The sequence below is a fragment of the Streptomyces sp. NPDC058773 genome, from assembly GCF_042746015.1.
Lineage (GTDB): Bacteria > Actinomycetota > Actinomycetes > Streptomycetales > Streptomycetaceae > Streptomyces.
In genome coordinates this window covers 20,949-43,710 of record NZ_JBHYPE010000056.1, presented here as the reverse complement: position 1 = coordinate 43,710, position 22,762 = coordinate 20,949, and the positions used below count along the sequence as shown (strand labels likewise).

Annotated in this window: 24 protein-coding genes; 9 read left to right on the top strand and 15 right to left on the bottom strand. The window is 70.6% G+C overall.

What is annotated here, in order from left to right; translation table 11 throughout:
- Positions 1–104 precede the first annotated feature (104 nt).
- From ispF to ACFW5B_RS31425, 3 genes are all read right to left on the bottom strand, one after another.
- Complete coding sequence (ispF, locus tag ACFW5B_RS31435) at positions 105–629, bottom strand: 2-C-methyl-D-erythritol 2,4-cyclodiphosphate synthase (protein WP_386447136.1); 525 nt, start codon at positions 627–629, stop codon at positions 105–107.
- Positions 622–1,368, bottom strand: a complete 747-nt coding sequence (ispD, locus tag ACFW5B_RS31430) for a 2-C-methyl-D-erythritol 4-phosphate cytidylyltransferase (RefSeq protein ID WP_386447133.1) — start codon at positions 1,366–1,368, stop codon at positions 622–624. The genes ispF and ispD overlap by 8 nt, the downstream gene beginning before the upstream one ends.
- Positions 1,369–1,797: 429 nt before the next feature.
- Positions 1,798–2,280 (bottom strand): CarD family transcriptional regulator, encoded by a 483-nt coding sequence (locus ACFW5B_RS31425; protein ID WP_003953493.1) that lies wholly within the window; start codon positions 2,278–2,280, stop codon positions 1,798–1,800.
- Between the two features lie 743 nt (positions 2,281–3,023).
- Between ACFW5B_RS31425 and ACFW5B_RS31420 the strand changes: the two genes are divergently transcribed.
- The gene (locus tag ACFW5B_RS31420; protein WP_386447130.1) at positions 3,024–3,668 is read left to right on the top strand and encodes a DUF461 domain-containing protein; all 645 of its coding nucleotides are present in this window, start codon (positions 3,024–3,026) and stop codon (positions 3,666–3,668) included.
- 146 nt (positions 3,669–3,814) lie between these two features.
- Here ACFW5B_RS31420 and ACFW5B_RS31415 read toward each other — a convergent pair whose 3' ends face one another.
- Positions 3,815–4,495, bottom strand: coding sequence for a response regulator transcription factor (locus ACFW5B_RS31415; RefSeq protein ID WP_030063828.1), 681 nt, complete (start codon positions 4,493–4,495; stop codon positions 3,815–3,817).
- Positions 4,492–5,760: a sensor histidine kinase gene (locus ACFW5B_RS31410; RefSeq protein WP_386447127.1), complete on the bottom strand. Its 1,269-nt coding sequence runs from the start codon at positions 5,758–5,760 to the stop codon at positions 4,492–4,494. The genes ACFW5B_RS31415 and ACFW5B_RS31410 overlap by 4 nt, the downstream gene beginning before the upstream one ends.
- 534 nt (positions 5,761–6,294) lie before the next feature.
- Between ACFW5B_RS31410 and phoU the strand changes: the two genes are divergently transcribed.
- Positions 6,295–6,972, top strand: coding sequence for a phosphate signaling complex protein PhoU (gene phoU / locus ACFW5B_RS31405; RefSeq protein ID WP_129294800.1), 678 nt, complete (start codon positions 6,295–6,297; stop codon positions 6,970–6,972).
- A gap of 411 nt (positions 6,973–7,383) precedes the next feature.
- On the opposite strand, the gene ACFW5B_RS31400 is transcribed toward phoU, so the two are convergent.
- Positions 7,384–7,632, bottom strand: a complete 249-nt coding sequence (locus ACFW5B_RS31400; protein WP_386447123.1) for an SCO4226 family nickel-binding protein — start codon at positions 7,630–7,632, stop codon at positions 7,384–7,386.
- Between the two features lie 146 nt (positions 7,633–7,778).
- Here ACFW5B_RS31400 and ACFW5B_RS31395 point away from each other — a divergent pair, with 146 nt between their 5' ends.
- Positions 7,779–8,216, top strand: a complete 438-nt coding sequence (locus ACFW5B_RS31395) for a hypothetical protein (protein ID WP_386447120.1) — start codon at positions 7,779–7,781, stop codon at positions 8,214–8,216.
- 71 nt (positions 8,217–8,287) lie between these two features.
- On the opposite strand, the gene ACFW5B_RS31390 is transcribed toward ACFW5B_RS31395, so the two are convergent.
- On the bottom strand, positions 8,288–8,557 hold the full coding sequence (locus ACFW5B_RS31390; RefSeq protein WP_386447117.1) for a hypothetical protein: 270 nt from the start codon (positions 8,555–8,557) through the stop codon (positions 8,288–8,290).
- 196 nt (positions 8,558–8,753) lie between these two features.
- Positions 8,754–9,515: a phosphoglyceromutase gene (locus ACFW5B_RS31385; RefSeq protein WP_386447114.1), complete on the bottom strand. Its 762-nt coding sequence runs from the start codon at positions 9,513–9,515 to the stop codon at positions 8,754–8,756.
- A gap of 253 nt (positions 9,516–9,768) precedes the next feature.
- On the opposite strand from ACFW5B_RS31385, the gene ACFW5B_RS31380 reads away from it, so the two are divergent.
- Complete coding sequence (locus ACFW5B_RS31380; protein ID WP_386447111.1) at positions 9,769–11,091, top strand: MDR family MFS transporter; 1,323 nt, start codon at positions 9,769–9,771, stop codon at positions 11,089–11,091.
- On the opposite strand, the gene ACFW5B_RS31375 is transcribed toward ACFW5B_RS31380, so the two are convergent.
- Both ACFW5B_RS31375 and mshA read right to left on the bottom strand, forming a co-directional pair.
- Positions 11,088–11,648 (bottom strand): YbjN domain-containing protein, encoded by a 561-nt coding sequence (locus ACFW5B_RS31375; protein WP_386447108.1) that lies wholly within the window; start codon positions 11,646–11,648, stop codon positions 11,088–11,090. The two genes, ACFW5B_RS31380 and ACFW5B_RS31375, sit on opposite strands and share 4 nt — an antisense overlap.
- Positions 11,641–13,011, bottom strand: coding sequence for a D-inositol-3-phosphate glycosyltransferase (mshA, locus tag ACFW5B_RS31370; RefSeq protein WP_386447106.1), 1,371 nt, complete (start codon positions 13,009–13,011; stop codon positions 11,641–11,643). The genes ACFW5B_RS31375 and mshA overlap by 8 nt, the downstream gene beginning before the upstream one ends.
- A 275-nt stretch (positions 13,012–13,286) precedes the next feature.
- Between mshA and ACFW5B_RS31365 the strand changes: the two genes are divergently transcribed.
- Entirely contained in the window at positions 13,287–14,123 is an 837-nt protein-coding gene (locus ACFW5B_RS31365; protein ID WP_386447103.1) for a class I SAM-dependent methyltransferase, read from the top strand.
- 118 nt (positions 14,124–14,241) lie between these two features.
- Here ACFW5B_RS31365 and ACFW5B_RS31360 read toward each other — a convergent pair whose 3' ends face one another.
- Positions 14,242–15,111: a helix-turn-helix transcriptional regulator gene (locus ACFW5B_RS31360; RefSeq protein ID WP_386447100.1), complete on the bottom strand. Its 870-nt coding sequence runs from the start codon at positions 15,109–15,111 to the stop codon at positions 14,242–14,244.
- A gap of 206 nt (positions 15,112–15,317) precedes the next feature.
- On the opposite strand from ACFW5B_RS31360, the gene ACFW5B_RS31355 reads away from it, so the two are divergent.
- Positions 15,318–16,325, top strand: a complete 1,008-nt coding sequence (locus ACFW5B_RS31355; protein ID WP_386447097.1) for an aldo/keto reductase — start codon at positions 15,318–15,320, stop codon at positions 16,323–16,325.
- Between the two features lie 125 nt (positions 16,326–16,450).
- Here ACFW5B_RS31355 and ACFW5B_RS31350 read toward each other — a convergent pair whose 3' ends face one another.
- Positions 16,451–17,470, bottom strand: coding sequence for a hypothetical protein (locus ACFW5B_RS31350; protein ID WP_386447094.1), 1,020 nt, complete (start codon positions 17,468–17,470; stop codon positions 16,451–16,453).
- Positions 17,471–17,823: 353 nt separating this feature from the next.
- Here ACFW5B_RS31350 and ACFW5B_RS31345 point away from each other — a divergent pair, with 353 nt between their 5' ends.
- The gene (locus tag ACFW5B_RS31345; protein WP_386447091.1) at positions 17,824–18,015 is read left to right on the top strand and encodes a hypothetical protein; all 192 of its coding nucleotides are present in this window, start codon (positions 17,824–17,826) and stop codon (positions 18,013–18,015) included.
- Positions 18,016–18,141: 126 nt separating this feature from the next.
- Here ACFW5B_RS31345 and ACFW5B_RS31340 read toward each other — a convergent pair whose 3' ends face one another.
- Genes ACFW5B_RS31340 through tgmA form a run of 3 tightly spaced genes read right to left on the bottom strand, consistent with a single transcriptional unit; the run spans position 18,142 to position 20,512 of the window.
- On the bottom strand, positions 18,142–19,284 hold the full coding sequence (locus ACFW5B_RS31340; protein ID WP_386447089.1) for a methyltransferase domain-containing protein: 1,143 nt from the start codon (positions 19,282–19,284) through the stop codon (positions 18,142–18,144).
- Positions 19,281–20,213 carry an MvdC/MvdD family ATP grasp protein gene (locus tag ACFW5B_RS31335; RefSeq protein ID WP_386447085.1) on the bottom strand — a complete coding sequence of 311 codons (933 nt, stop codon included), beginning with the start codon at positions 20,211–20,213 and terminating at the stop codon, positions 19,281–19,283. The genes ACFW5B_RS31340 and ACFW5B_RS31335 overlap by 4 nt, the downstream gene beginning before the upstream one ends.
- A gap of 17 nt (positions 20,214–20,230) precedes the next feature.
- Positions 20,231–20,512 (bottom strand): putative ATP-grasp-modified RiPP, encoded by a 282-nt coding sequence (gene tgmA, locus ACFW5B_RS31330; RefSeq protein ID WP_386447082.1) that lies wholly within the window; start codon positions 20,510–20,512, stop codon positions 20,231–20,233.
- Positions 20,513–21,498: 986 nt separating this feature from the next.
- Here tgmA and ACFW5B_RS31325 point away from each other — a divergent pair.
- Both ACFW5B_RS31325 and ACFW5B_RS31320 read left to right on the top strand, forming a co-directional pair.
- On the top strand, positions 21,499–22,329 hold the full coding sequence (locus ACFW5B_RS31325; protein WP_386447079.1) for a helix-turn-helix domain-containing protein: 831 nt from the start codon (positions 21,499–21,501) through the stop codon (positions 22,327–22,329).
- A complete protein-coding gene (locus ACFW5B_RS31320; RefSeq protein WP_386447076.1) occupies positions 22,326–22,538 on the top strand; it encodes a DUF397 domain-containing protein in 213 nt (70 codons plus the stop codon). The genes ACFW5B_RS31325 and ACFW5B_RS31320 overlap by 4 nt, the downstream gene beginning before the upstream one ends.
- The last annotated feature ends 224 nt before the right edge of the window (positions 22,539–22,762 follow it).

Here is a 22,762-nt window from a genome sequence, read left to right as displayed (position 1 = left end):
TTCCTCGTTGGGGCCCCCCACCCCCGGGGGGCCGCCGGCCTTCCCCGCCCCTTGGGGGGGAATGCCGGGCGCCGCGTCCGCCGGTCCGGGCCCGCGGGACCCGGTCAGGCCGTACGGAAGACGATCGCCGTGGCGACCGCGGCCAGGCCCTCGGCGCGGCCGGTCAGCCCGAGTCCGTCCGAGGTCGTGCCGGAGACCGAGACCGGCGCCCCGACGGCCGTCGAGAGCGCCTTCTGGGCCTCGTCCCGGCGCTTGCCGACCTTCGGGCGGACACCGATGACCTGCACCGCGACGTTGCCGATGGTGAAGCCCTCGGCGCGGACGATCCGCGCGGCCTCGGCCAGCAGCGTCACACCGGAGGCGCCGGACCATTCGGGGCGGCCGGTGCCGAAGTGCGCGCCGAGGTCGCCGACGCCGGCCGCCGAGAACAGCGCGTCACAGGCGGCGTGCGCCGCCACATCACCGTCGCTGTGGCCGGCCAGGCCGTATCCGCCGCTCTCCGCCGCGTCCCAGAGCAGCCCGGCGCACCACAGCTCACGGCCCTGCTCGAAGGCGTGCACGTCGGTTCCGATGCCGACGAGCGGCACCAGGGGCGCGTGCGGGGTGATCGGGGTGGTCGGCTCAGACATAGCCATCGTTGACCCTCCTGCGGGCGAGTACGGCCTCGGCCAGGACCAGGTCCAGCGGCCGGGTCACCTTGAACGCCTCCTCGTGGCCGGGGACGACCACGACCGGCGAACCGAGCCGTTCCACCAGCCCGGCGTCGTCGGTGGCGCCCTCGCCCTCGACGACGGTGTCGTGCGCCTTGCGCAGGGTCGCCAGATCGAAGCCCTGCGGGGTCTGTACGGCGCGCAGCAGCGCCCGCTCCGGGGTCCCGACGACCGGCTCGGGGGCGCCCTGCGGCTGCGGATCGACCTGCTTGACGGTGTCGGCCAGCGGCAGCGCCGGAACGACGGCCGGCGCACCGGCGCGGACGGCGGCGACCACCGCGTCGACCGTGTCGACCGGGACCAGCGGCCGCGCGGCGTCATGCACCAGCACGACGTCGATGGTGTCCGGGAGCGCCGCCAGACCCAGCTGTACGGACTCCTGGCGGGTCGCGCCGCCGGGGACGACCCGCAGATCGGTGCGCTCGGGGAGCGGATGCTCGTCGAGCAGGCGGCTGACCTCGGCGGCGCCGTCGGACGGGGCGACCACGACGATCACGGAGACCGCGCGCGAGGCGGCCATCGCGCGGACGGCGTGCACCAGCATCGGGGTGCCGCCCAGGGTGCGCAGCGCCTTGGGGGTGCCGGGACCGAGCCGGACACCGCGGCCGGCGGCGGGAATCACCGCGGCGGTGCGGATCGGACGGGAGGGATCTGACATCGATGGCTCCGGAGTCCGGGGCGAGCCCGGAATTGACGCAGACAGGTTTGTTTCCTCGGGCGAGGTGGGTATGGCCTGGGCGTGCCCCCTACGGGGGGAGTGCCGGGCGCGACGCCTTGACCGGACCCTTCCGTGACAGCGGTCGAGACAGCTGCCCGGGCCCGGCACGTCACAGGGGGGCGGCGGTTCTCGCCGACACCGGCTGTTCGCCCCCCGTTGATCCGTCGCAGCACCCGCAGATATGCCGCAGCGCCCGGCAACGGACCTCTCCCCTCAGGGAGTCGATCGTCACTCGGGCACCGCGGCATTGCTACGTCATCGCTGCGTTGGATATCGGTGCGTGCTGGGACCCCACTGCGTGGGACCTCCTCGCACCGGGGGTCACTGCGCCGGCCCTCACCACTGCCGGACAGTGCCAACGCTTCAGCGTCAGGACGCGAGTACCTCGTCGAGCAGGGCCTCGGCCTTGTCCTCGTTGGTGTTCTCCGCGAGGGCGAGTTCGCTCACCAGAATCTGGCGCGCCTTCGCGAGCATCCTCTTCTCACCGGCGGAAAGTCCGCGCTCACGCTCACGCCGCCACAGGTCACGGACCACTTCGGCAACCTTGATCACATCGCCGGAAGCGAGCTTCTCGAGATTTGCCTTGTAGCGACGGGACCAGTTCGTCGGCTCTTCGGCATACGGTGCACGAAGCACCTCGAAGACCCGGTCCAGCCCGTCCTGACCAACCACGTCGCGTACGCCGACGAACTCCGCATTGTCCGCTGGCACACGAACAGTCAAGTCGCCCTGGGCGACCTTCAGCACCAAGTAGGTCTTGTCCACGCCTTTGATCTGGCGAGTTTCGATGGCCTCGATCAGCGCGGCCCCGTGATGGGGATAGACCACGGTGTCGCCAACCTTGAACGTCATGTGACAGGTACCCCTTCCGTGGCTATCCATGCTAACACGGGAACGGGCCGTTCTGAATGGCGTTTTCGCAGGTCAGGGCATATCTCGGGGCTTGACAACAGCGACCGGAACGTGCTGCGAGGGGCCCCGGGAGGCGGGTATTCGCAGGTCGGAGGGGCTGCACGGGTGAGCGGAAACATGCCCGTCACGTACCGGGAAGTCGATGATCGACAGGCCGAACGTCCCGTTTTGCACGGATCCACCCGAGCGAGTTCCGCTACTCCGTTCGGCTGCTCACGGGCCTCTCGGGGCGGATTCCCGAATTGATCACGAACCGGCGGAGGAACAGCGTGATCAATTCCGCGCGCCCTTCACATTCCCTGCGAATACTGCTTTTCCCAGGAAGGAAACCCGCCACCGGCCACCCGAACGGCCTCTTGGCGAAAATTCATACCCGTTCTTGAGGAACGTTCTCGGGTCCGCTTCCCAGCCGGTCTCCGGCCATGCGGTCGGTTTTCCTTCCGGGGCCGCGCGGCGTGGCCCTGAACGGCGCCCGGAGGGCGCCGGCGGGCCGCTGATCACGCTGGGGGCGGGTCGGGTGCGGCGGCGCGAGGGCGGCTCGGTAACCTAGCGGCGCTGACACACCCTTAGGGCGGCTTTACGCACCCGTCGTCATGACGCGTGCGGAGCGCCGCCCCAGCCGTCCATCCGCGACCGGGCACGAACGTTCGGCCGCCGTAGCTCGTCAAGGAGATGCCGCCGCCGTGAGCCGCAGCCTTCGACGCGGCGTCCTCGCCGCCACCGTCCTTTCGCTCTCCGCCGCCACGCTGTCCGCGTGTGCGGCCGGGAACGACGCCCAGACGCTTGCGGTCAAGCCGGACAACGCCGCGACCTCCGTGGGCGACATCAAGATTCAGAACGCCAACGTGATCACCCAGCCCGAGCTGGACGCCAAGGGCCCGGCCGTGGTCTCCGCGACGCTGTTCAACAGCGGCGCCAAGGACCAGAAGCTGACCGCGATCTCCGTCAACGGCACCGGCCAGACGGCCAAGCTCGCGCCGGCCGACCACGGTTCCGGCCCGATCACCGTGCCCGCCGGCGGCTCCGTCGTGATCGGCGGCGAGGGCAACCCCTCAGCCGTCCTCGCCAGCGGCCGGGAGGCCGTCCAGGACGGCAACGCGCAGCCCCTGAGCTTCAAGTTCAGCTCCACCGGCACGGTGCGGATCAACGCCTATGTCGTCCCGGCGAAGGACTACTTCGAGGGCTACGGGCCCTCGCAGGTGCCCTCGCCGTCCGGCTCGGCGTCGCCGTCCGGTTCGGGCAAGCCCTCGGAGCCGGGCAAGGCGTCGGGGTCGGCGTCCCCGTCCGGTTCCAGCAAGCCGTCCGAGCCGGGGCACGCCGGCCACTGAGACCGGCCCTCACACCACGCGTCAGGGGCGCCCCTCCGGGATCGGAGGGGCGCCCCTGACGCGTGGTGTGACGCCGCCACCAGGCGGCGCAGCGGTGCGCCGCCTGGTGGCGGCTCACGGGCGAACGGCGCGCTGCGCGGTGCGGTTTACGGCTCGAACTTGTAGCCCAGGCCGCGGACCGTGACGAGGTACCGCGGTGCGCCCGGGTCGGGCTCGATCTTGGCGCGCAGCCGCTTGACGTGCACGTCCAGGGTCTTGGTGTCGCCCACGTAGTCGGCGCCCCAGACCCGGTCGATGAGCTGCATACGGGTCAGCACCCGGCCGGCGTTGCGCAGCAGCATCTCCAGGAGGTCGAACTCCTTCAGCGGCAGATCGACCTTGCCGCCGGAGACCGTGACGACATGGCGGTCCACGTCCATCCGGACCGGGCCGGCCTCCAGGGCCTGCGGGGCGACCTCCTCCGGCTCGCCGCGGCGGCGCAGCACGGCGCGGATACGGGCGACCAGTTCGCGGGAGGAGAAGGGCTTGGTGACGTAGTCATCGGCCCCTATCTCCAGGCCGACGACCTTGTCGATCTCGCTGTCCTTGGCAGTCACCATGATGACCGGGACGTTGGAGCGGCCGCGCAGCTGGCGGCAGACCTCGGTGCCGGGCAGACCGGGCAGCATCAGGTCCAGCAGCACGAGATCGGCGCCGTTGCGCTCGAACTCGTCCAGTCCGTCAGGGCCCGTCGCCGCGATGGCGACCTCGAAGCCCTCCTTGCGAAGCATGTACGACAGTGCATCGCTGAACGATTCCTCGTCCTCGACGACAAGCACTCGGGTCACGGAAGGACCTCCGGGGCTGGGTGAGCAGGGAGCGGATCGTTGAAGGTCTCGTACGGGCGGTCCTCATCGTCGAGGCCCTCCGCTGTGAGGTCCGCGGGCCGTTCGCGGTCGCGTACGGCCCCGGCTTCCGGGAGACGCAGGGTGAAGGTGGAGCCCTGTCCCTCAGCGCTCCACACCGTGACCTCCCCGCCGTGCGAGGCGGCCACGTGCTTGACGATGGCGAGGCCGAGGCCGGTCCCGCCGGTGGCGCGCGAGCGCGCCGGGTCCACACGGTAGAACCGCTCGAAGATGCGGTCCCGGTCCTTCTCGGATATCCCGATGCCCTGGTCGGTCACCGCGATCTCGATCAGGTCGCCGCCGGGCGCGGAGACCCGCCGCCCGGCGATCCCGACGCGGGTGCGCGCCGGGGAGTAGTTGACGGCGTTCTCGACGAGGTTGCCCAGGGCCGCCGCGAGCTGGCCGCGGTTGCCCCAGACGCTCAGGTCCGCCGTGCCGCCGGCCGCCATGGTGATCTGCTTCGCGCCGGCCTGCTGGCGGCAGCGGTCCATCGCCTCGGCCACCAGCTCGTCGACCCGGACCGGCTCGGCGTCCTCCAGCGGGTCGTCGTTCTGCACCCGGGAGAGGTCGATCAGCTCCTGGACGAGGCTGGTCAGGCGGGTCGCCTCGTTCTGCATCCGGCCGGCGAAGCGCTCGACGGCCTCCGGGTCGTCGCTGGCGTCCATGACGGCCTCGGAGAGCAGCGACAGGGCGCCGACGGGCGTCTTGAGCTCATGGCTGACGTTGGCGACGAAGTCGCGGCGGACCGCCTCTATGCGGCGGGCCTCCGTGAGGTCCTCGACCAGCAGCAGGACGAGCCGGGAGCCGAGCGGGGCCACTCTGGCGGAGACCGCCAGGGCCTCGCCGCGGCCCGTGCCGCGGCGCGGGAGATCCAGTTCGACCTGGCGTATCTCGCCGTCCCTGCGGGTGTCGCGGGCCATCTGCATCATGGGCTCGACGGCGAGTTTGCCGCCGCGGACCAGCCCGAGGGCGTAGGCGGCGGAGCTGGCCTTGACGACGGCGTCGGCCTCGTCGAGCACCACGGCGGAGGAGCGGAGCACGGAGAGGACGGTGTCGACCCCGGGCGGCAGCACGGCGTCCGTGTGCAGCGAGCTGCGGGTGGGTTTGGCCTGGTCGCGCTCGCTCCAGCGGAACGCCAGCATGGCGAAGACGCCGGTGCACAATCCGGCGATCGCTGCCACTGCGGCGACGGCCGCATCCACGTTCATGACTCCAGGTTATGCGCCGGGTCGGACACTTCCCCAGCGCTGTGAGGCCCCGCACGAACAGCCGTCGCCCAGAGTTCACCGTGGCGTTCGCACGGGTTCACTCCGGAGGCCGGTGCGGAACGTGCCGCCGCCCGCCGCACGCCCCAAGGGGCACCGGCGCGAGCGCCCCGCCGCTCCGGCGCACGGCCAGGTGAACCGCCCGGCCGCCTCCGGGGCAGCGGTCACGTCGCCCAGAATTCACCTTCACGTCGGTGCGGGTTCACCCCCGGTGGCACCGCAGGTCGCGCGGTGCCCGCAGGGTGAGGGTGCGGGTGCCGACCGGTCCCGCACCGACGCGTGACCGGACACCCTGAGCTACCGCGGACGCGAGCCCTTCCGGGGACGGCACCGCGGAGTGCGGGCTCCGCCGGGCATCCTCCGGGACTCCGGCCGCGCGGGCACCGGCCGTGAGAGCGTGGGCACAGGTCACCGTGCACCCCGTTCCACCTCCCCCCCACGCCCACACCACCACATCGAAGCGAGAGAAGGTCACAGATGCGGGACGCGTACCACGAGGAGCTGGATTCGATCGGCGAGGGCCTGGTCGAGATGGCCCGGCTCGTCGGCTCCGCGATCGGGCGCGCCACCACGGCGATACTCGACGCGGACCTCAAGCTGGCCGAGAACGTCATCGCCGCCGACGAGAAGGTCGACGACCTCCAGCGCGACCTGGAGGCCCGTGCCATCGCCCTGCTGGCGCGGCAGCAGCCGGTCGCCACCGACCTGCGGATCGTCGTCACCTCGCTGCGGATGAGCGCCGATCTGGAGCGCTCCGGCGACCTGGCCCAGCACGTGGCCAAGCTGGCCCGGCTGCGCTTCCCGCAGAGCGCCGTTCCGCAGGACCTGCACGCCACCATCCTGGAGATGGGGCAGCTGGCGCAGCGCCTGATGGCCAAGGCCGCCGAGGTCATCATCACCAAGGACGTCGACCTCGCGCTCCAGCTGGAGCAGGACGACGACGCCATGGACATGCTGCACCGCACCCTCTTCCAGCACCTGATGGACGACCGCTGGAAGCACGGCATCGAGACGGCCGTGGACGTGACCCTGCTGGGCCGCTACTACGAGCGCTTCGCGGATCACGCGGTGTCGGTCGCCAAGCGCGTCGTCTACCTGGTCACCGGCGAGCACGCGGACGAGATCGCCCCGCCGACGGCCGTCGAGGGCGCGTAACGGCGACGGGGGGCGGAGCGCGCGAGTCCGCCCCCTGGGCCACCGTGCGCCGTTGACGTGTGCTCCCGCGCGCCGTTGACGCGCCTCGTCAGCCGGGCTTGCAATGGGGCAGCAGGTGACCCCTAGGAGGCAATGCATGGCACCCATGGCGGACTCCCCCAACCCGACGTCCCAGGACGCCCCGACGGCGGCCGGCCGGCCGCGGCTCCCGCTGCTCGGCGCCTGCGGCTGCGGCCCGGGCTGCAGCTGCGGCTGCCAGTCGGGCGGCCCCTGCCAGTGCGGCGGGGGCTGTTAGCGACGCCGACGGTTCACGGCACAGCGCCACCGCGGCCCCGGCCGGACGACTCCGGCCGGGGCCGCCGCCGTGTTCCGGAACTGCGGGTAACCCTTACGGGCCGCCCCGGACCCGGGTCACACGCTGAGCGTCAGCGGATGGATCTCGTCCGCCTTGTGGCCGGCGCGCTCATGAATGCGCTGCACCGCTCCCGCCGACGGCGCTTCCGAGAGACAGAACACGTCCCCCGCCTCGGTGTCGGCCCACGCGTGCTCGAAGGTCACGCCCTCCTCGCTCTGGATGGCGAGGTCGGCCTGGTGTGCCGCGTGGAGCTGGTCGGCCGTGAGGCCCTTCATACCGTGATGGATGTCCATGAACTTGGGCATCGGGCTCATCCTTCCGGTCGCGAACGGTCAGTGCCCCCGGCGCTCCCCGCGCCCCTCACTCCATGCTGCCTCGGGACGCCGCAGGCCTCGCCCCAACGGCTCCCCTCCCGTTGCGTCGCCCCATCCGGCCCGGCCAGATGGGACTCATGCAGCAGAACTCCCCCGCCTCGGACACCCCTCCCGTGCCGCCTTCCGAGCGCTCCCACTGGGTGGCGTTCGCCGCGATCCTGCTGATGCTCAGCGGCCTGTTCGACCTGATCAACGGCTTCGTGGCGCTGCTGGACCACGGCTACTACGCCACCACCGCCAACCACGGCAACCGCCTGCTGATCTTCAACTTCTCCGCCTGGGGCTGGGTGTGGATCATCATCGGCGTCGCCCAGGTCCTGGCCAGTCTGGGCGTCCTGCTGGGCGTACGGGCCGCGCGGATCGCCGGCATCGCGCTGGCCGCGCTCTGCCTGATCGGCCAGCTGATGTTCCTGTCGGCGTTCCCGTACTGGTCGATCTTCGTCATGGCGATGTCGCTGCTGGTGATCTACGGGCTGGTGCGGGAGCCGCGGCACGTGCCGGGGGCGCGGGTCTGAGGGGCGGCGGACGGGGACGCAGGCCCGTCCCCTGCCCAGGCCGGCCATCAGCGCTCCTCAGCTCCCGCCCCTCACGCGGGCTGGTAGTCCCAGAAGCAATAGGCACACGCGCCACGCCCCTCCCCTGTGGCCTCGGCCAGCGCGACCCGGCGCCGGGGATGGGTCTCCATCCCCATGCTCAGGGCGTACTCCTGCCCTTCCTCCAGCGCCTTGCAGCCCGACAGCCGATGGAAGACCTCGCCCCCGGCCGTGACATAGACGAACTTGACCAGCCCCTCGGGGACAGGGGCGCAGTCCACACACTGCTGGACGACCAAGTCATGTATGCATCGCTCACTCATGCCGCCAGGGTAATTGGGGGGTGTGACAGGGGAGTTGGGAATGAGGGAGCCGATGCCACGCCGTCGCCCGGTCGCCCTTCGGGCGCGGCTGGGCGGGCGGAGGAGGAGCCACGACCGGCCGGGGCTGCACCCCGAAGCCCCCTGCTCACGGCGGATCGCCGCGGGCAGGGGGCTCGGAAGCGTCGGGCAGTCGGGCTTACTTCTTCTTGCCCTGGTTCTTCACTGCCTCGATGGCGGCCTTGGCGGCCTCCGGGTCGAGGTAGGTGCCGCCGGGGGTGACCGGGCGGAAGTCGGCGTCGAGCTCGTAGGCGAGCGGGATGCCGGTGGGGATGTTCAGGCCGGCGATGTCCTCGTCGGAGATGCCGTCCAGGTGCTTGACCAGGGCACGGAGGCTGTTGCCGTGGGCGGCGACCAGGACCGTGCGGCCGGCGCGGAGGTCCGGGACGATGCCGTCGTACCAGTAAGGCAGCATCCGCGTGACGACGTCCTTGAGGCACTCCGTGCGCGGGCGCAGCTCGCTGGGGATGCCGGCGTAGCGCGGGTCGTCGCTCTGGGAGAACTCGGCGCCGTCCTCCAGGGCGGGCGGCGGGGTGTCGTACGAGCGGCGCCAGAGCATGAACTGCTCCTCGCCGAACTCGGCCAGGGTCTGCGCCTTGTCCTTGCCCTGGAGCGCGCCGTAGTGGCGCTCGTTCAGCCGCCAGCTGCGGTGGACCGGGATCCAGTGCCGGTCGGCGGACTCCAGGGCCAGCTGCGCGGTGCGGATGGCGCGCTTCTGGAGGGAGGTGTGCACTACGTCGGGGAGCAGGCCGGCGTCCTTGAGCAGCTCTCCGCCGCGGACTGCCTCCTTCTCGCCCTTCTCGTTGAGATTGACGTCCACCCAGCCGGTGAACAGGTTCTTCGCGTTCCACTCGCTCTCGCCGTGGCGGAGGAGGATCAGCTTGTACGGTGCGTCGGCCATGGCGTCGAGCGTAATCCACATCCGGACCAGGCCCTGAGCCGGTCCAGGAGCTGGGCATCCCGGCGACGGTTGACGCTTCCCGTCAATTGAGTGGCGGGCGGCGCCGGGCGCTCAGTAGCGTGCGGAATGCACCTTCACCACTTACCCGCCCACCGCCTTCGCGTTCGCCGACCGCCCCTTCCGCTGCCCGGTGCGGTCGCGCCCGCCCGTATTCCAGCCACGCACCGCATCACCACTTGACGGGGGAACTGTCATGTCCGCATCCACTTCCGGGCCCGCCAGGCGGTCCGGTATCCGACGGGCCGCCCTGGAGAGCGTCTCCGGTCTCCCCCGGCAGTTCTGGTGGCTGTGGACCAGCACCTTGATCAACCGGCTGGGCGCCTTCGTCGCCACCTTCCTCGCCCTCTATCTGACCGTCGAGCGCGGCTACTCGGCCTCGTACGCGGGCCTGGTGGCCGCCCTGCACGGCCTGGGCGGGGTGATCTCGTCCGTGGGTGCCGGGGTCATGACCGACCGGCTCGGGCGACGGCCGACGATGCTGATCGCGCAGCTGTCCACGGCGGCGTCCGTGGCGCTGCTCGGCTTCATGACGGACCCGGTCGCCATCGCGCTGGTGGCGGGCCTGGTCGGGATGGCGAGCAACGCCTCCCGCCCCGCCGTCCAGGCGATGATGGCGGACCTCGTCGCCCCTGAGGACCGCGTCCGCGCCTTCGCCCTGAACTACTGGGCGATCAACCTCGGCTTCGCCATCTCCTCCACCGCCGCCGGACTGATCGCCGAGCACGGCTATCTGGCCCTCTTCCTGGGCGAGTCCACACTCGTGCTGGCCTGTGCGCTGGTCGTCTTCTGGAAGCTGCCGGAATCGCGCCCCGTCGTGAGCACGCCTGGCGGCCCCGACGGCACCGCCACCGGCCCGGCCCCCGCCCCGGTCTCGATGCTGACCGTGCTGCGCGACGGGCGGTTCATGACCGTCGTCGGCCTCAACCTGCTGCTCGCGCTGCTCTTCCAGCAGGCCTATGTCTCGATGCCGGTGACGATGGGTCAGGACGGGTTCTCCAGCGCCGACTTCGGCCTGGCCATCGGGGTCAACGGCGTGCTCGTGGTGCTGCTGCAACTGCCCGTGACGCGCTTCATCGAGCACCGCAGCCCGGCCCTGCTGCTCATCGGCTCCGCCCTGCTCGCGGGCTACGGCTTCGGGCTGACCGCGCTGGCCGGCTCGGTCGCGATGTACGCGGTCGCCGTCACCGTCTGGACCCTCGGCGAGATCATCAACTCCCCCACCCAGATGAGCCTGGTGGTACGTCTCTCCCCGCTGCACGGCCGCGGCCGCTACCAGGGCATGTACTCCCTGTCCTGGTCCGTCGCGGCCCTCGCGGCCCCGCTGCTCGGCGGTGTGGTGATCGACCGGTACGGGGCCGATGCGCTGTGGGCCGGCTGCGCGGCCGTCGGGACGCTGGCCGCGGTGGGCTACGGGCTGCTGCTCCGGGGGCTGCCGGAGCAGGAGTCCGGGGCGGGCGCGGTGGCGGCGGGGACGCCGAAGACGGCTGAGACCGCTGCGGCCTCCCCGTGCCCCTAAGCCGAAGACCCCCGCGTCAGATGCGCGAAGGCGTCGAGGTTGCGGGTGGACTCGCCGCGGGACACGCGCCAGGCGTACTCCTTGCGGATGGCCGTGGCGAAGCCCATCTCCAGGAGGGTGTTGAAGCTGCCGTCGGCGTTCTCCAGGACGGTGCCGAGGATGCGGTCGAGTTCGTCGGGGGTGACGGCGGCCAGGGGGAGCTTGCCGACGAGGTAGATGTCGCCGAGCTTGTCGATCGCGTAACCGACGCCGTAGAGACGGGTGTTGCGTTCGAGGAGCCAGCGGTGCACGGCCTCGTGGTTCTCGTCGGGGCGGCGGACGACGAAGGCGTTGATGGAGAGCGAGTGCCGGCCGACGACCAGCGAGCAGGTCGTGGAGAGCTTGCGGGTGCCGGGGAGCTTGATGACGTAGGTGCCGTCGGAGGGGGCCTCCCACTCCAGGCCGGCGTCCTTGAGCGTCTGCTCGATCACGGTCCGCGCGCTCGCCCCCGCGGGCACGGCCGTCCCGGCCTGCCCCGTCGCCCCGCTCACCCCGTGCTGCTCGCCCGTGTCACCCATGGAGCGATCGTAGGTGACGGCGGTGTTCCTGCATGGCGGCGGTGTAGACGTCGCCGGTGGCCGCGGCGGCGGTGTCCCAGCCGAAGGACTGGGCGTGGCGGGCGGCTTCGGTGCCCATACGGGTGGCGAGGGACGGGTCGGCGACGAAGCGGGCGAGCGCGCGGGCGTAGTCGGCCGGGTCGTGGCCGGCGACGAGGAAGCCGCTGACGCCGTCGCGCACCGCCACCGGCAGCCCGCCGACCGCGGCCGCGACGACGGGGGTGCCACAGGCCTGCGCCTCGATGGCGACCAGTCCGAAGGACTCGCTGTACGACGGCATGACCAGCACGGATGCGGCGCGGTACCAGTCGGCGAGCTGTTCCTGGCCGACCGGCGGGCGGAACTGCACCAGATCCGCGATGCCGAGCCGGGCGGCCAGCTTCTGCAGGCCCTCGGGCTTGGCCAGGCCGCTGCCACTGGGCCCGCCGACGACCGGCACCACCAGACGGGAGCGCAGCGAGGGGTCCCCGTCCAGCAGGGCGGCGGCCGCGCGCAGCAGGATGTCGGGAGCCTTCAGCGGCTGTATTCGGCCGGCGAAGAGCGGAATGACCGCGTCCTGCGGCAGGCCGAGGCGGGCGCGGGCGGCGGCCCGGCTCTCGGCGACGTCGCCGCCGGTGGGCCGGAAGCGGTCGAGGTTGACGCCGGGGTGCACCACCGCGATCTTGCCGGGCTCGGCCTCGTAATGCCGGGCGAGCTCGCCCGCCTCCTCGGCGGTGTTGGCTATCAGCCGGTCCGCGGCCCGGACGATCTGGGTCTCGCCGATCACCCGGGCGGCCGGCTCGGGGGTGTCACCCACGGCCAGCGCGGCGTTCTTCACCTTGGCCATGGTGTGCATGGCGTGCACCAGCGGGACGCCCCAGCGCTCGCCGGCCAGCCAGCCGACATGGCCGGAGAGCCAGTAGTGGGAGTGCACCAGGTCGTAGTAGCCGGGGCGGTGGCCGGCCCAGGCCTGCATCACGCCATGGGTGAAGGCGCACAGCTGGGCGGGCAGCTCCTCCTTCGCCAGGCCCTCGTACGGGCCGGCGTCCACATGCCGTACGAGGACGCCGGGGGCGAGCTCGACGGCGGGCGGGAGGGTGCCGGTGGTGGCGCGGGTGAAGATCTCCACCTCGATGTTGATCGAGGCGAGCTTCCTGGCCAGCTCGACGATGTAGACGTTCATGCCGCCGGCGTCGCCGGTGCCGGGCTGATGCAGCGGGGAGGTGTGCACGCTGAGCATCGCCACCCGGCGCGGGCGGCGGGGGCTTCCGGGCAGCCGCAGCCGGGCCTGACCCGGGAACTGGCCAGGGGGACGACTGCGGAGCCGGGACACGGATGGGCTCACGTCGGGCTACCTCCTAGGCGGGGCGGGCGGCGCGCCTCCGACCCCGTCCAACAACAGACCCCGGCCATCCATTTCCTTCCGGCACGCACTCCGCGTACTTTGCCAAAGCGTGACCAAGCGGGGGCGGCGGGCCTTGGCGGTGCCCTGGCGGGGACCCCGACGGGACCTCGGACGGCCCCGAGCAGGCCCCCGACGGAACCCGGGCCGGACCCCTACGGCGCCCGGCCGGGCCTCGCCGGACGATGCACCCGCGCCCACCCCATACTCTCAAGGGCATGGCCCGCCGCCCCTCCGTCTCCGCCGCCGCCGCGGCGACCGCACCGTCCCGACCCGTCGGAAACGCCACCCGCGGCACCACCAACCCCAACCGGCTGCGCCGTATGGACCGCTGGATCGCCGCGGAACACGGCGCCCTGCTGCGCCGCGCCGCCGACCCCGTCGCGGTCGACCTCGGCTACGGCGCCGCGCCCTGGACCGCGGTGGAGCTGCTGGGCCGGCTGCGCACCGTCCGGCCGGACGCCCGGGTCGTCGGCATCGAGATCGACCCGGAACGGGTGGCGGCCGCGCGGGCCTACGAGCGGCCGGGGCTGGACTTCGTCCACGGGGGCTTCGAGGTGCCGCTGCCGGGCCGGCGGACGCGGTCGCCGGTCCTCATACGGGCCGCGAACGTGCTGCGGCAGTACGACGAGGACGAGGTCGCGGCCGTGTGGGGACGGCTGTGCGCCCGGCTGGCGCCCGGCGGGCTGCTGGTCGAGGGCACCTGCGACGAGATCGGGCGGCGGCACGTCTGGGTGGCGCTGGGCCCCGAGGGGCCGCGCACGGTCACCTTCGCGGCCCGGCTCAGCACCCTCGAAACCCCCTCTGACCTGGCCGAACGTCTCCCCAAGGCGCTGATCCACCGCAATGTGCCGGGGGAGCCGGTCCATGCCTTCCTCCGCGACTTCGACCGTGCCTGGGCCACCGCCGCCCCGCTGGGCGCGCTGGGCGCCCGCCAGCGCTGGCGGGCCGCCGTGGCGGCGCTGGCCGCGGACTGGCCGCTGGCCGGGGACCCGCGGCGGCGCCGGCAGGGCGAGGTCACCGTGCGGTGGGAGGCGCTGGCCCCCAGGGGGTGACCCTGGGCCGCTCCCCAGGGGGTGAGCCCGGTCCGCTTCCCAAGGGGTGACCCTGGTCCCCGCCCCGCCCCAGGGAGTGCCCCTGGTCCTGGCCCCAGGGGATGCCCCGGCCCCCGCCCTACGCGGTCAGCGCCGGCTCCTCCGCCAGGGCCCTCCCCAGCTCCCGGATGCGCCGCTCCGTCTCGGAGCCGCGCGGGGAGGTGTACGTCACCAGCGCCTGGTCCGGGTCGTTGCCCAGCCGGAAGCTCTCGAACGCGACGAGCAGCTCGCCCACCTGCGGATGCCGGATGCGCTTGGTGCCGCGCAGGCACTCGTGCACCGACTGTGTCTCCCAGATCCGCCGGAAGTCCGGGCTGCGGGCGAGGAGTTCATTGACCACCTCGCAGATCCGCGGGTCGTCGGGGTGCCGCCCGCTGTCGGCCCGCAGGTTGCCGACCACCTCCTCGGCCTTCGCCTCCCAGTCCGGGTGCAGGTCACGCGCCGCCGGGTCGAGGAAGACCAGCAGCGCGGTGTTGCGCCGGTCCGGGGCGAGCGCCTCCAGGTCGAAGGCGATCCGGCCGCCCAGGGTGTTCCAGGCCAGGATGTCCAGCCCGCGGCCGACCACGATGGCCGGGACGGTGTCCCCCATCGCGTCCAGGACCTGCTGGATCTCGGGGCGTACGGTCCGGCCGGGCGCGGGACCGGCGACGCACTCCGTGCCCGCGCGCCGGGGCACGGCGATGTTCCGCAGATACGTCACCTCGCCGTCGGACAGCCGTAGCGCCCGCGCGATGGCGTCCAGGACGGAGTCGGAGATCGCGGGCGCCCGGCCCTGCTCGATCCGGGTGTAGTAGTCGACGCTGATGCCGGCGAGCTGGGCGACCTCCTCGCGCCGCAGCCCGCGCACCCGGCGCCGGTTCACCCCGCCGGGCAGGCCAAGGTCGGCCGGGTCGAGCGCGGCGCGGTGCGCCTTGAGGAACGAGCTGATCTCGATTTCCGCGTACAGCATCGGTCCAGTATGCGGCGCACGGCCGGTCGGGTGGTTCCCACCGGCCCAGGTTGCGACGGGCCTGTTCCGCCACCCCTACGGACAGCAAGGTGGTGCCCGGACGCCTCCGGAGCGCCCCCGGAGCCCGCTCCGGCGCGCCCCCGAGACGGCCCGTGGAACAACCCCTTACTGGGCCCCTGAGAACTCGCAGACGGATGGAGCACCTCATGCAGCGCAGGATCCTCGGCGGCACCGGCATCTCGGTCAGCGAGTACGCGCTCGGCGCGATGATGCTGGGCGGCTGGGGCAACACCGATCACGACGACTGCGTACGGATCGTGCACCGTGCGCTGGACGCCGGCATCAACTTCGTGGACACCGCGGATGTGTACGCCGCCGGGGAGTCCGAGGAGATCGTCGGCAAGGCGCTCAAGGGGCGCCGCGAGGACGTCGTCCTGGCCACGAAGGCCGTCAGCCCCATGGGACCGGACGCCAACCACAGCGGCAGTTCCCGGCGTTGGCTGGTGCGAGCGGTGGAGAACAGCCTGCGCCGTCTGGGCACCGACTACATCGACCTCTACCAGATGCACCGCCCCGACCCGACTACCGATATCGACGAGACACTCGCCGCGCTCTCCGACCTGGTACGCGCCGGGAAGGTCCGGGCCATCGGCTCCTCGACCTTCCCCGCCGAGCAGATCGTCGAGGCCCAGTGGGCCGCCGAGCGCCGCGGTCACCTCCGCTTCCGCACCGAGCAGCCGCCGTACTCGATGCTGGCGCGCGGGGCGGAGAACGCGGTGCTGCCGACCGCGCAGCGCTACGGCATGGGCGTACTGACCTGGGGCCCGCTCAGCGCCGGCTGGCTGTCCGGCCGCGACCTCTCGGCCAGCTCCCGGGCCGGCCTGGAGAGCCAGAAGTTCGACCTCTCGGTCCCCGGGAACGCCCGCAAGGCGGAGGCGGTCAGCGCCCTCTCGAAGGTCGCGACGGAGGCCGGCCTGCCCCTGCCCCACCTGGCGACCGCCTTCGTCCGGTCCCACCCCGCCGTGACATCCGTGATCATCGGCCCCCGCACCCTCGACCAGCTCAACAGCATGCTGGACGGGTCGGACGTGACCCTCGACGCGGACACCCTGGACCACATCGACACCATCGTCCCCCCGGGCACCGACCTCAACCGCGCCGACAGCTACTACGTACCACCGGCCATCGCGGACGCTTCGTTGCGGCGGCGGTGAGGGGGCGGGGGGGCGGGGGCGGTGACCGTAGCGGAGCGTTTCGCTCGTCGGGCTGCTCCATGTCCTCATGGACGAGGCGATCCGTGGCCCGTGCACGGCGTCAGCGGCATCCGGCGCTGCCAGGCCTACGCCGCCTTGAGCCGCGCCACCTCCCGTACCCGGTCGGACAGTTGGCGCACGGCGGGAAGGCGGCGGTACGGCCGCAGCCCCTGCCGCAGGGCGGTGAAGTGCTCGTCGCCGCGGGCGCTGGAGGTTCCTGTGTAGTCGTCCAGGAAGCGGGCCCAGGTGTCGCAGGACTCCTCCACGTGGCGCATGGCGAGGAGGCGTCGGGCGAGAAGTCCGTTGGTGTGCAGGCGCCCCTGGCGTTCCTGCGTCGGCCGGACGCGGTTCGAGCGGCGTAGCGCCCTGGCCGATGCAGGGCGGTCGCCCAACTCCCACAGCACGTGCGCCACATGGAATTCGTACGCGGCACGGTCGTAGCCGCCGATGTGGTCGTTACGGCCGTCAGCCCGCGACAGGGCCGCTTCGGTCTCCCGCAGCCGGGTGAATGCCTGGCGGCGGTCCTTCACCATGGCGGCGCCGTGGGCCTGTTGCCCCCGGAGGAACGCGGTCAGGCGCGGGCCCGCGGCGGGGGCGGCTTCGGCGGCGGAGTCGGCCAGTTCGAGGGCTTTCGCGCCGTGGCCGAGGCGGGATGCCTGCAAGGCCATGCCCCGCAGGGTGCGGCAGTAGGTGAGGTGGTCCTCGGCGGCGCCGGCGAGCTTGAGGGCCTTGACGAAGTACCGCTGTCCGATGCGGTGTTCCCGTTCGTACATGGCCATCCAGCCCGTGAGATAGACCAGGTCGGCGGCGGCCGACCGCATCGCCTTCCGGGCCTCTTCCGTGCCGCCGGCCTTCAGGTAGGGGCCGACGGTGTTGACGAGGAAGGCGGCGGCCATCGGCCGTGCGTGGGCTCCGCCGAGGTCATCGAGGATGCCGGCGACGTTCTCCGTCATCTTCCGGACGGTCTGCACGTCGCCCGCGCCGATCCGCACCGTACGCCCGGCGGTCGCCGCTTCAGCCCTCCCGGCGACGGCGTCGAAGCCCGGCACGACCAGCGCGGCAGAGTACAGCCCGGCGCCGAGCACCGCCCGCCGCGAAGGGTCCATATCGGCCCTGCCCAAATCCATCACTCCCGCCGCGATATCGGCTGGTTCGCCCGGGTCGGAGCCCGCACCGAGACCGGCTTCGGGCCGGGTGACGGGGCGCTTCAGAAGCCGTGAGAGGGCCTCGGCGAGCGCGAGATTCGGCGTTCGTGATCGTGGTGCCATCTCGTGGACCCCCGAGCGTTCAACCCGTTCAACCGTCTCTCCACTCTGCTCCCCTACCCGCTGCGCCGTAAGGGAGTTGAGTCAATACCAGCCGTCGGGAGGCTCCTCCCGCCGGGTGCTTGACAGCCCTGTTCGCGCCTGCCGCCGAGAGGTTGGGCGCAGCAGGCCTCCCCGACCGATGAGGAGACACCGTGATCTCACACATCACGATCGACCAGCGGGACATCGCCTACGACGCCCGCGCCCAGCAGACGGCCCTGTCGGTGACCGTCCACCACCGCGACGGTGCCACGGAAGCGTCGCTGCTCGTCATGGACCCGGGGCAGGTGGAGCTGTACGCCATCCAGCTGGGTCACCTGCTTGGTGACTGGAGCAAAGACTGAAGGCCCCCGCGGCTCCGATGCAGGGGCCTTCGGCTCCCTGAACCATTAGCGGCTTCAGGAAATTCAATTCACTCGCTCACTGCCGCCTGACCATAGCCGGCAACCATGGGGAATTGGTCGCTGTCGTCAGACGACCCAGCTCGGACCTTCGGGCGTCTCGAACCAGATGCGATGCTCTCCTTCGGGCGTGACCGTGAGCCCGAATCGGTCCCACGTCGGGTGCCCGTTCTCGACGAACCAGGCCCACCGACTCACGACCGTTTCCCAAATGCCACGGGCACCGGACTCTCGGAAGAGAGAGGGTTCGTCGGCCGGGAAGTAGCCTGCCGCCCATGTGCCGTCAGGCATCACCAGGCGACGCATTGCCTGCCCATTGTCGTCCGTTCCGTACTGAAGCTGGACCCCAGGCAGTTGCGCGGCCAGCAGGAAATTGAAGTGGTAGCTGTCGAACGCTGTGATCGGAAGGTCCGTTGCGCCCTCGCTCTCGTCCGGTAGTTCGCCGGAGGACGGGCGTGGGTCTGCCGTCAGTCCGCGTGCAGGCATGAACGAGCCGCCGTCTACGTGGAAGCGGCCCTCAAGGCGCCCATCAGAATGCGCATCGAGGACGGCCAGAGCGCTGCTGAGCGGAGGGAAGACGTTGGCCACCAGTCGGCCACCCGGGGCCACCGCGGCTTGGAGCGTGGCGGTGATGCGAGGCAGCGAACAGGTGACGATCACCTTGTGGAACTGCTTCTGCCACCGCCAGGCGCTCACGTCCACCGTGAGGACGTCCGGTTCGTAGCCGAGCGTCTTCAGGCTGGCCTGTGCAGCCTCAGTCAGCTCCGGGTCGATGTCCGCCGTGACGAGCCTCTGGGCACCCTTCTGGCGATGCGCGATCAGAGCGGCCTGATAGCCACTGCCGGTGCCGGCGTCCAGAACTTCGTCATCCTCTTGGATGTCGAGGATCTCCAGCATCCGGGCCGTGAGGCTCGGCTGTGTGCTGGACGACGTGGGGACACCAGAGGTCTGACGTTCTGACGCCTCGCCGGACTGCTGGTCGAGCCGGGTGACGAGGGTGGTGTTCGTGTAGATGGGGTTGTACCAGTCCTCCCCGTCCGCCGAATCGACCCGCTTCCACACCGTGGGGGTACCTCCTTGGCTCTGGAAGTAGGCCGGGACGAAGACGTGCCGCGGAGTCTCCTCGAAGGCGGCCTTCCAATGGGGCGACGCGAGGTCTCCCGTCTCTACCAAGATGCTGGCCAAGTTCTTGGCGAGAGCAGTCCAGTTCATGGGCGGCACCAAGCCTCCAAGGTGTGTGAGATTGCCGAGGCGAGTGGGATCTCCGGGCAGTCAAGCCAGGCCCACTGCCCGGAGGGGTTGGCCTCCAAGAATGTCCACTCCCCATTCGGTTGAACGATGAAGTCGAACGCTGCGTAGGTCAGGCTCATCCTGGCCATGTACGAGCGGACGCCGACGGTTACGGCGTCCGGTGGGTCGATCGGCTCGTACTCAAGCGAGTCATAGTCTGCTCGCCAGTCAATCGCCGCGGCCTCACTGTGCGTCTTGATCTTCACGCTGTGGCAGGCGCCGCCCACGCAGATCAGCCGGACCTCGTAGTCCTTGATGACGCGTTCCTGGAACAGGTGGGCAGTCTGATCCACACCATCCAGGGAACTGAGATCCACCTCGCGCGTATACATCGTTTCTGAACCGTTGGTGTGCGAAATGTAAGGCGTCCCGAGCGGCTTCGTGATCACGGGGCCGCCGATGCCGTCAGCGAAACTCCGGACTTCATCAGCCGAGTTGGTGATCAGAGTGCGAGGGGTGGGCAATCCTGCCAAGCGCGCAACGCGAAGTTGTTGGGGCTTGAACTCGGCGGCAGACGCCCGCGTGGGATGATTCATCCAGTGCGCACGAAGGCTAGTCAGTACGCCACCGAATCCGATTCGAGCGGCGCCCCGTGCCCAGTGAGCATCTGATTCGGACAGCTCGGGGAACTCGAACAGGCGGGGGCGGTTCCAGTAGACGGCGCCTACGTCGGTCAGTTCGACGCTGCGGTATTTATTGGCAAGGCTACCCACCCACTGCCCATCCACGTTGCTGGCACGTAACTCCAGCTCGTGTGGGAAGTCGCGGGTATCCATACGGAAGACGGGGATGCCGGCTGCGGACAGCCCCTCGACGACGAGATCAGTTCCCGCCTCGAAGGGGCCATCCACGACCAGGACGGTATGCGTCACTCGAAGAATCCAGGGTCGCCGCCCTCATCGTGCGGCGGCGGGTTCTTCGGGTCGCCATCCGGGTTCGTCTTCTGCGACGTTGCCATCGCCGTCAGCGCCGTGCCGTCCCGGAACCGGGCCGTCTGCGTGGCCGGGTTGTAGACCGGACGGGGCTGCGGAACCGCGGACGACATCGAGGGCCGGAAGCGGGCACCGGCCACAGCGAACGGACGGGTAGCCCCCGGCATGTCGGCCACAGGGGCATGGCCCTGGAGGGGCAAGGGTGCAATGAGCTGCACGTTATTTCCTTTCGCTCGGAATTGCGGGTAGGGCACTACACCTCACATGCGCTGTGCAATTCAGCGCGCACGAGGGGTCTATGGAGGGAGCGACCGGCAACGGCCATAGGTCTACAACGGTGACCTTGCAGAGCTGTCGCACCCAACCGGGGGGATAGGTAGGGCTTCAAGAACGGTTGCAGCACATGCGACACGGCGCCTTGTGCGTGTTCTCGGCTTTCCTGAGCGATACGACAACCACGTGCGTGGGGCTGCATCTGCCCAATAGCACGCAGTCTTGGGCCGCGTGGTATCGGTTGCCGCACATTGCGACATAGACCGCTGTCGTGATCGCTTGCTGCCCGTTCATGCGTTTCCCTGTAGTCGGTCTTGCTGGCTTGCCTGTGCCCGGCCCCGCCCCTACGAAGGGCCGGGCACCCGCTATCGGTTGGACTGCCGGATGAAAGCAGACCGGCGCCCCGGGAAGCCCCTGCCAATAGCGGTGGTAGTGCCACGGCACATGCGGCAAGCCGGGCGGCAGGTAGACCACGCCGGAAGTCACGTCCAGGGCTCCCCCGTACTTCGTCCACCACCCATCGGGACTCCCCGCATAGGGCGTGCCGGCGAACGGTCAGCGGCGGCCTTCACAGCGTCCGCCCCAGCGGGCCGAACTGCTTCCGTCGCGCGTTGTCCTCGTGCACCCGCGAACGAAGGCGTGCCAGCGGCTCGCTATCGCCGTCAGCCGTCCGCTCGTGCTCCGACTGGTCGTCCGCTGCAACGGGGGTCTCCTGGTCAGGGCACCCCGGGCGCCCGCACTTGCACGGCGGGAAGCGGAGGGCTCGCGCCGCTCGCGGGCTGGTAGGTGGGTGCCTGGTCCATGCTGGGTCCTTTGCGTTCACGGTGTCGCGCAATTGCATCTGGGACTGCACCCACAGTGACGGGTTCGGCGTAGGCTCAAAAGGCTTGGAGCCATTCCAACGCAAGCGGAATACCGTGGAGTTGAACACGTGAGCGAGGGAGCCGACCAGGCACGTGAGCCTGCGAACGGTGCGGCCTACTTCGGCCAGGAGGCAAAGGCACTGCGCGAAGCGCTTGGGCTGTCTCAGGCACAGTTCGCCGTGCAGTTGCACTATCAACAAGCGCAAGTCAGCAAGGTTGAGAGTGGCACAGTGCTGGCTTCGGAGGCATTCGCAGAGGCCATGGACCGCGTCGCCGGGACGCCCGGGGTCTATCGGCGACTACGGAACAAGCTAGCCAAGCAGGGCCACCCGGATTGGTTTGTGCCGTACATCACGCTTGAGGAGTCCGCGAGCGGAGTCACGGACTACTCGTGCACGTTCCTGATGGGTCTGTTGCAGACGCCTGAGTATGCGGCGGCGGTCATGCGCGCTTCCTTCCCGCGCGAGTCCGAAGATCAAATCAAGGAGCGCGTCGAGCTGCGCATGCGGCGGCAGGCGGTCATGGAACGTGACGATCCGCCGTTGCTGTGGGTGATCGTGCACGAGGCTGTGCTGCGGACGGTCGTTGGCGGACCCTCCGTCATGGTGGGGCAGCTTGATCACCTCACGGTGCTCATGCAGTCGCCCCACGTGGCCCTTCAGGTTCTTCCCTACAAAGCGGGTGCCGCTCCATCCCACCTGCCCTTTACTCTGCTTGCGTTGGACGATAGGCCTCGCGCGGTCTACACCGAAACGCCGACCCACGGCGGACAGGTGGACGAGACGCCTGGCGTGGTGGCCTCTGCGGTCAACATGTTCGACCGGCTACGCATGGCGGCGCTCTCCGAAGAGGAGTCGCTTGTTTTGATTCGCAAGATCATGGAGGACCACGCGAAATGAGCAACACTCCCGGCCCTAGGCCCCTGCGGTGGGTCAAGAGCACATACAGCGCTGGGGAAGGCCAGTGCATCGAGTGGGCGCCGGACCACGCGAAGGCCCATGGTGCTGTCCCTGTCAGGGACAGCAAGAACCCTCAGGGGCCCGCCCTCACGTTCTCCGCTTCGGAGTGGACTCACTTCGTGGAGTACGCAAAGGCGCAGTCTGTCTGACTCCGTACACTCATGGCTGAGGGCCCTCCCCACGTATCCCGGGGAGGGCCCTCGTTGCGTCTCCGGAAGCGTCTGGCGCTGCTACTTGGTGGACTGTCGTACAGGAGACTTCCGTCAGGCAGGGTTGGCGAATCGCTTCCCTGTTGAAGAGGGCCACGAGTACGCCTCGCTGCTGGTCGCTCGGCTCAGGTGCCCGCTCCAACTGAGCGGCAACCCATTCGGCG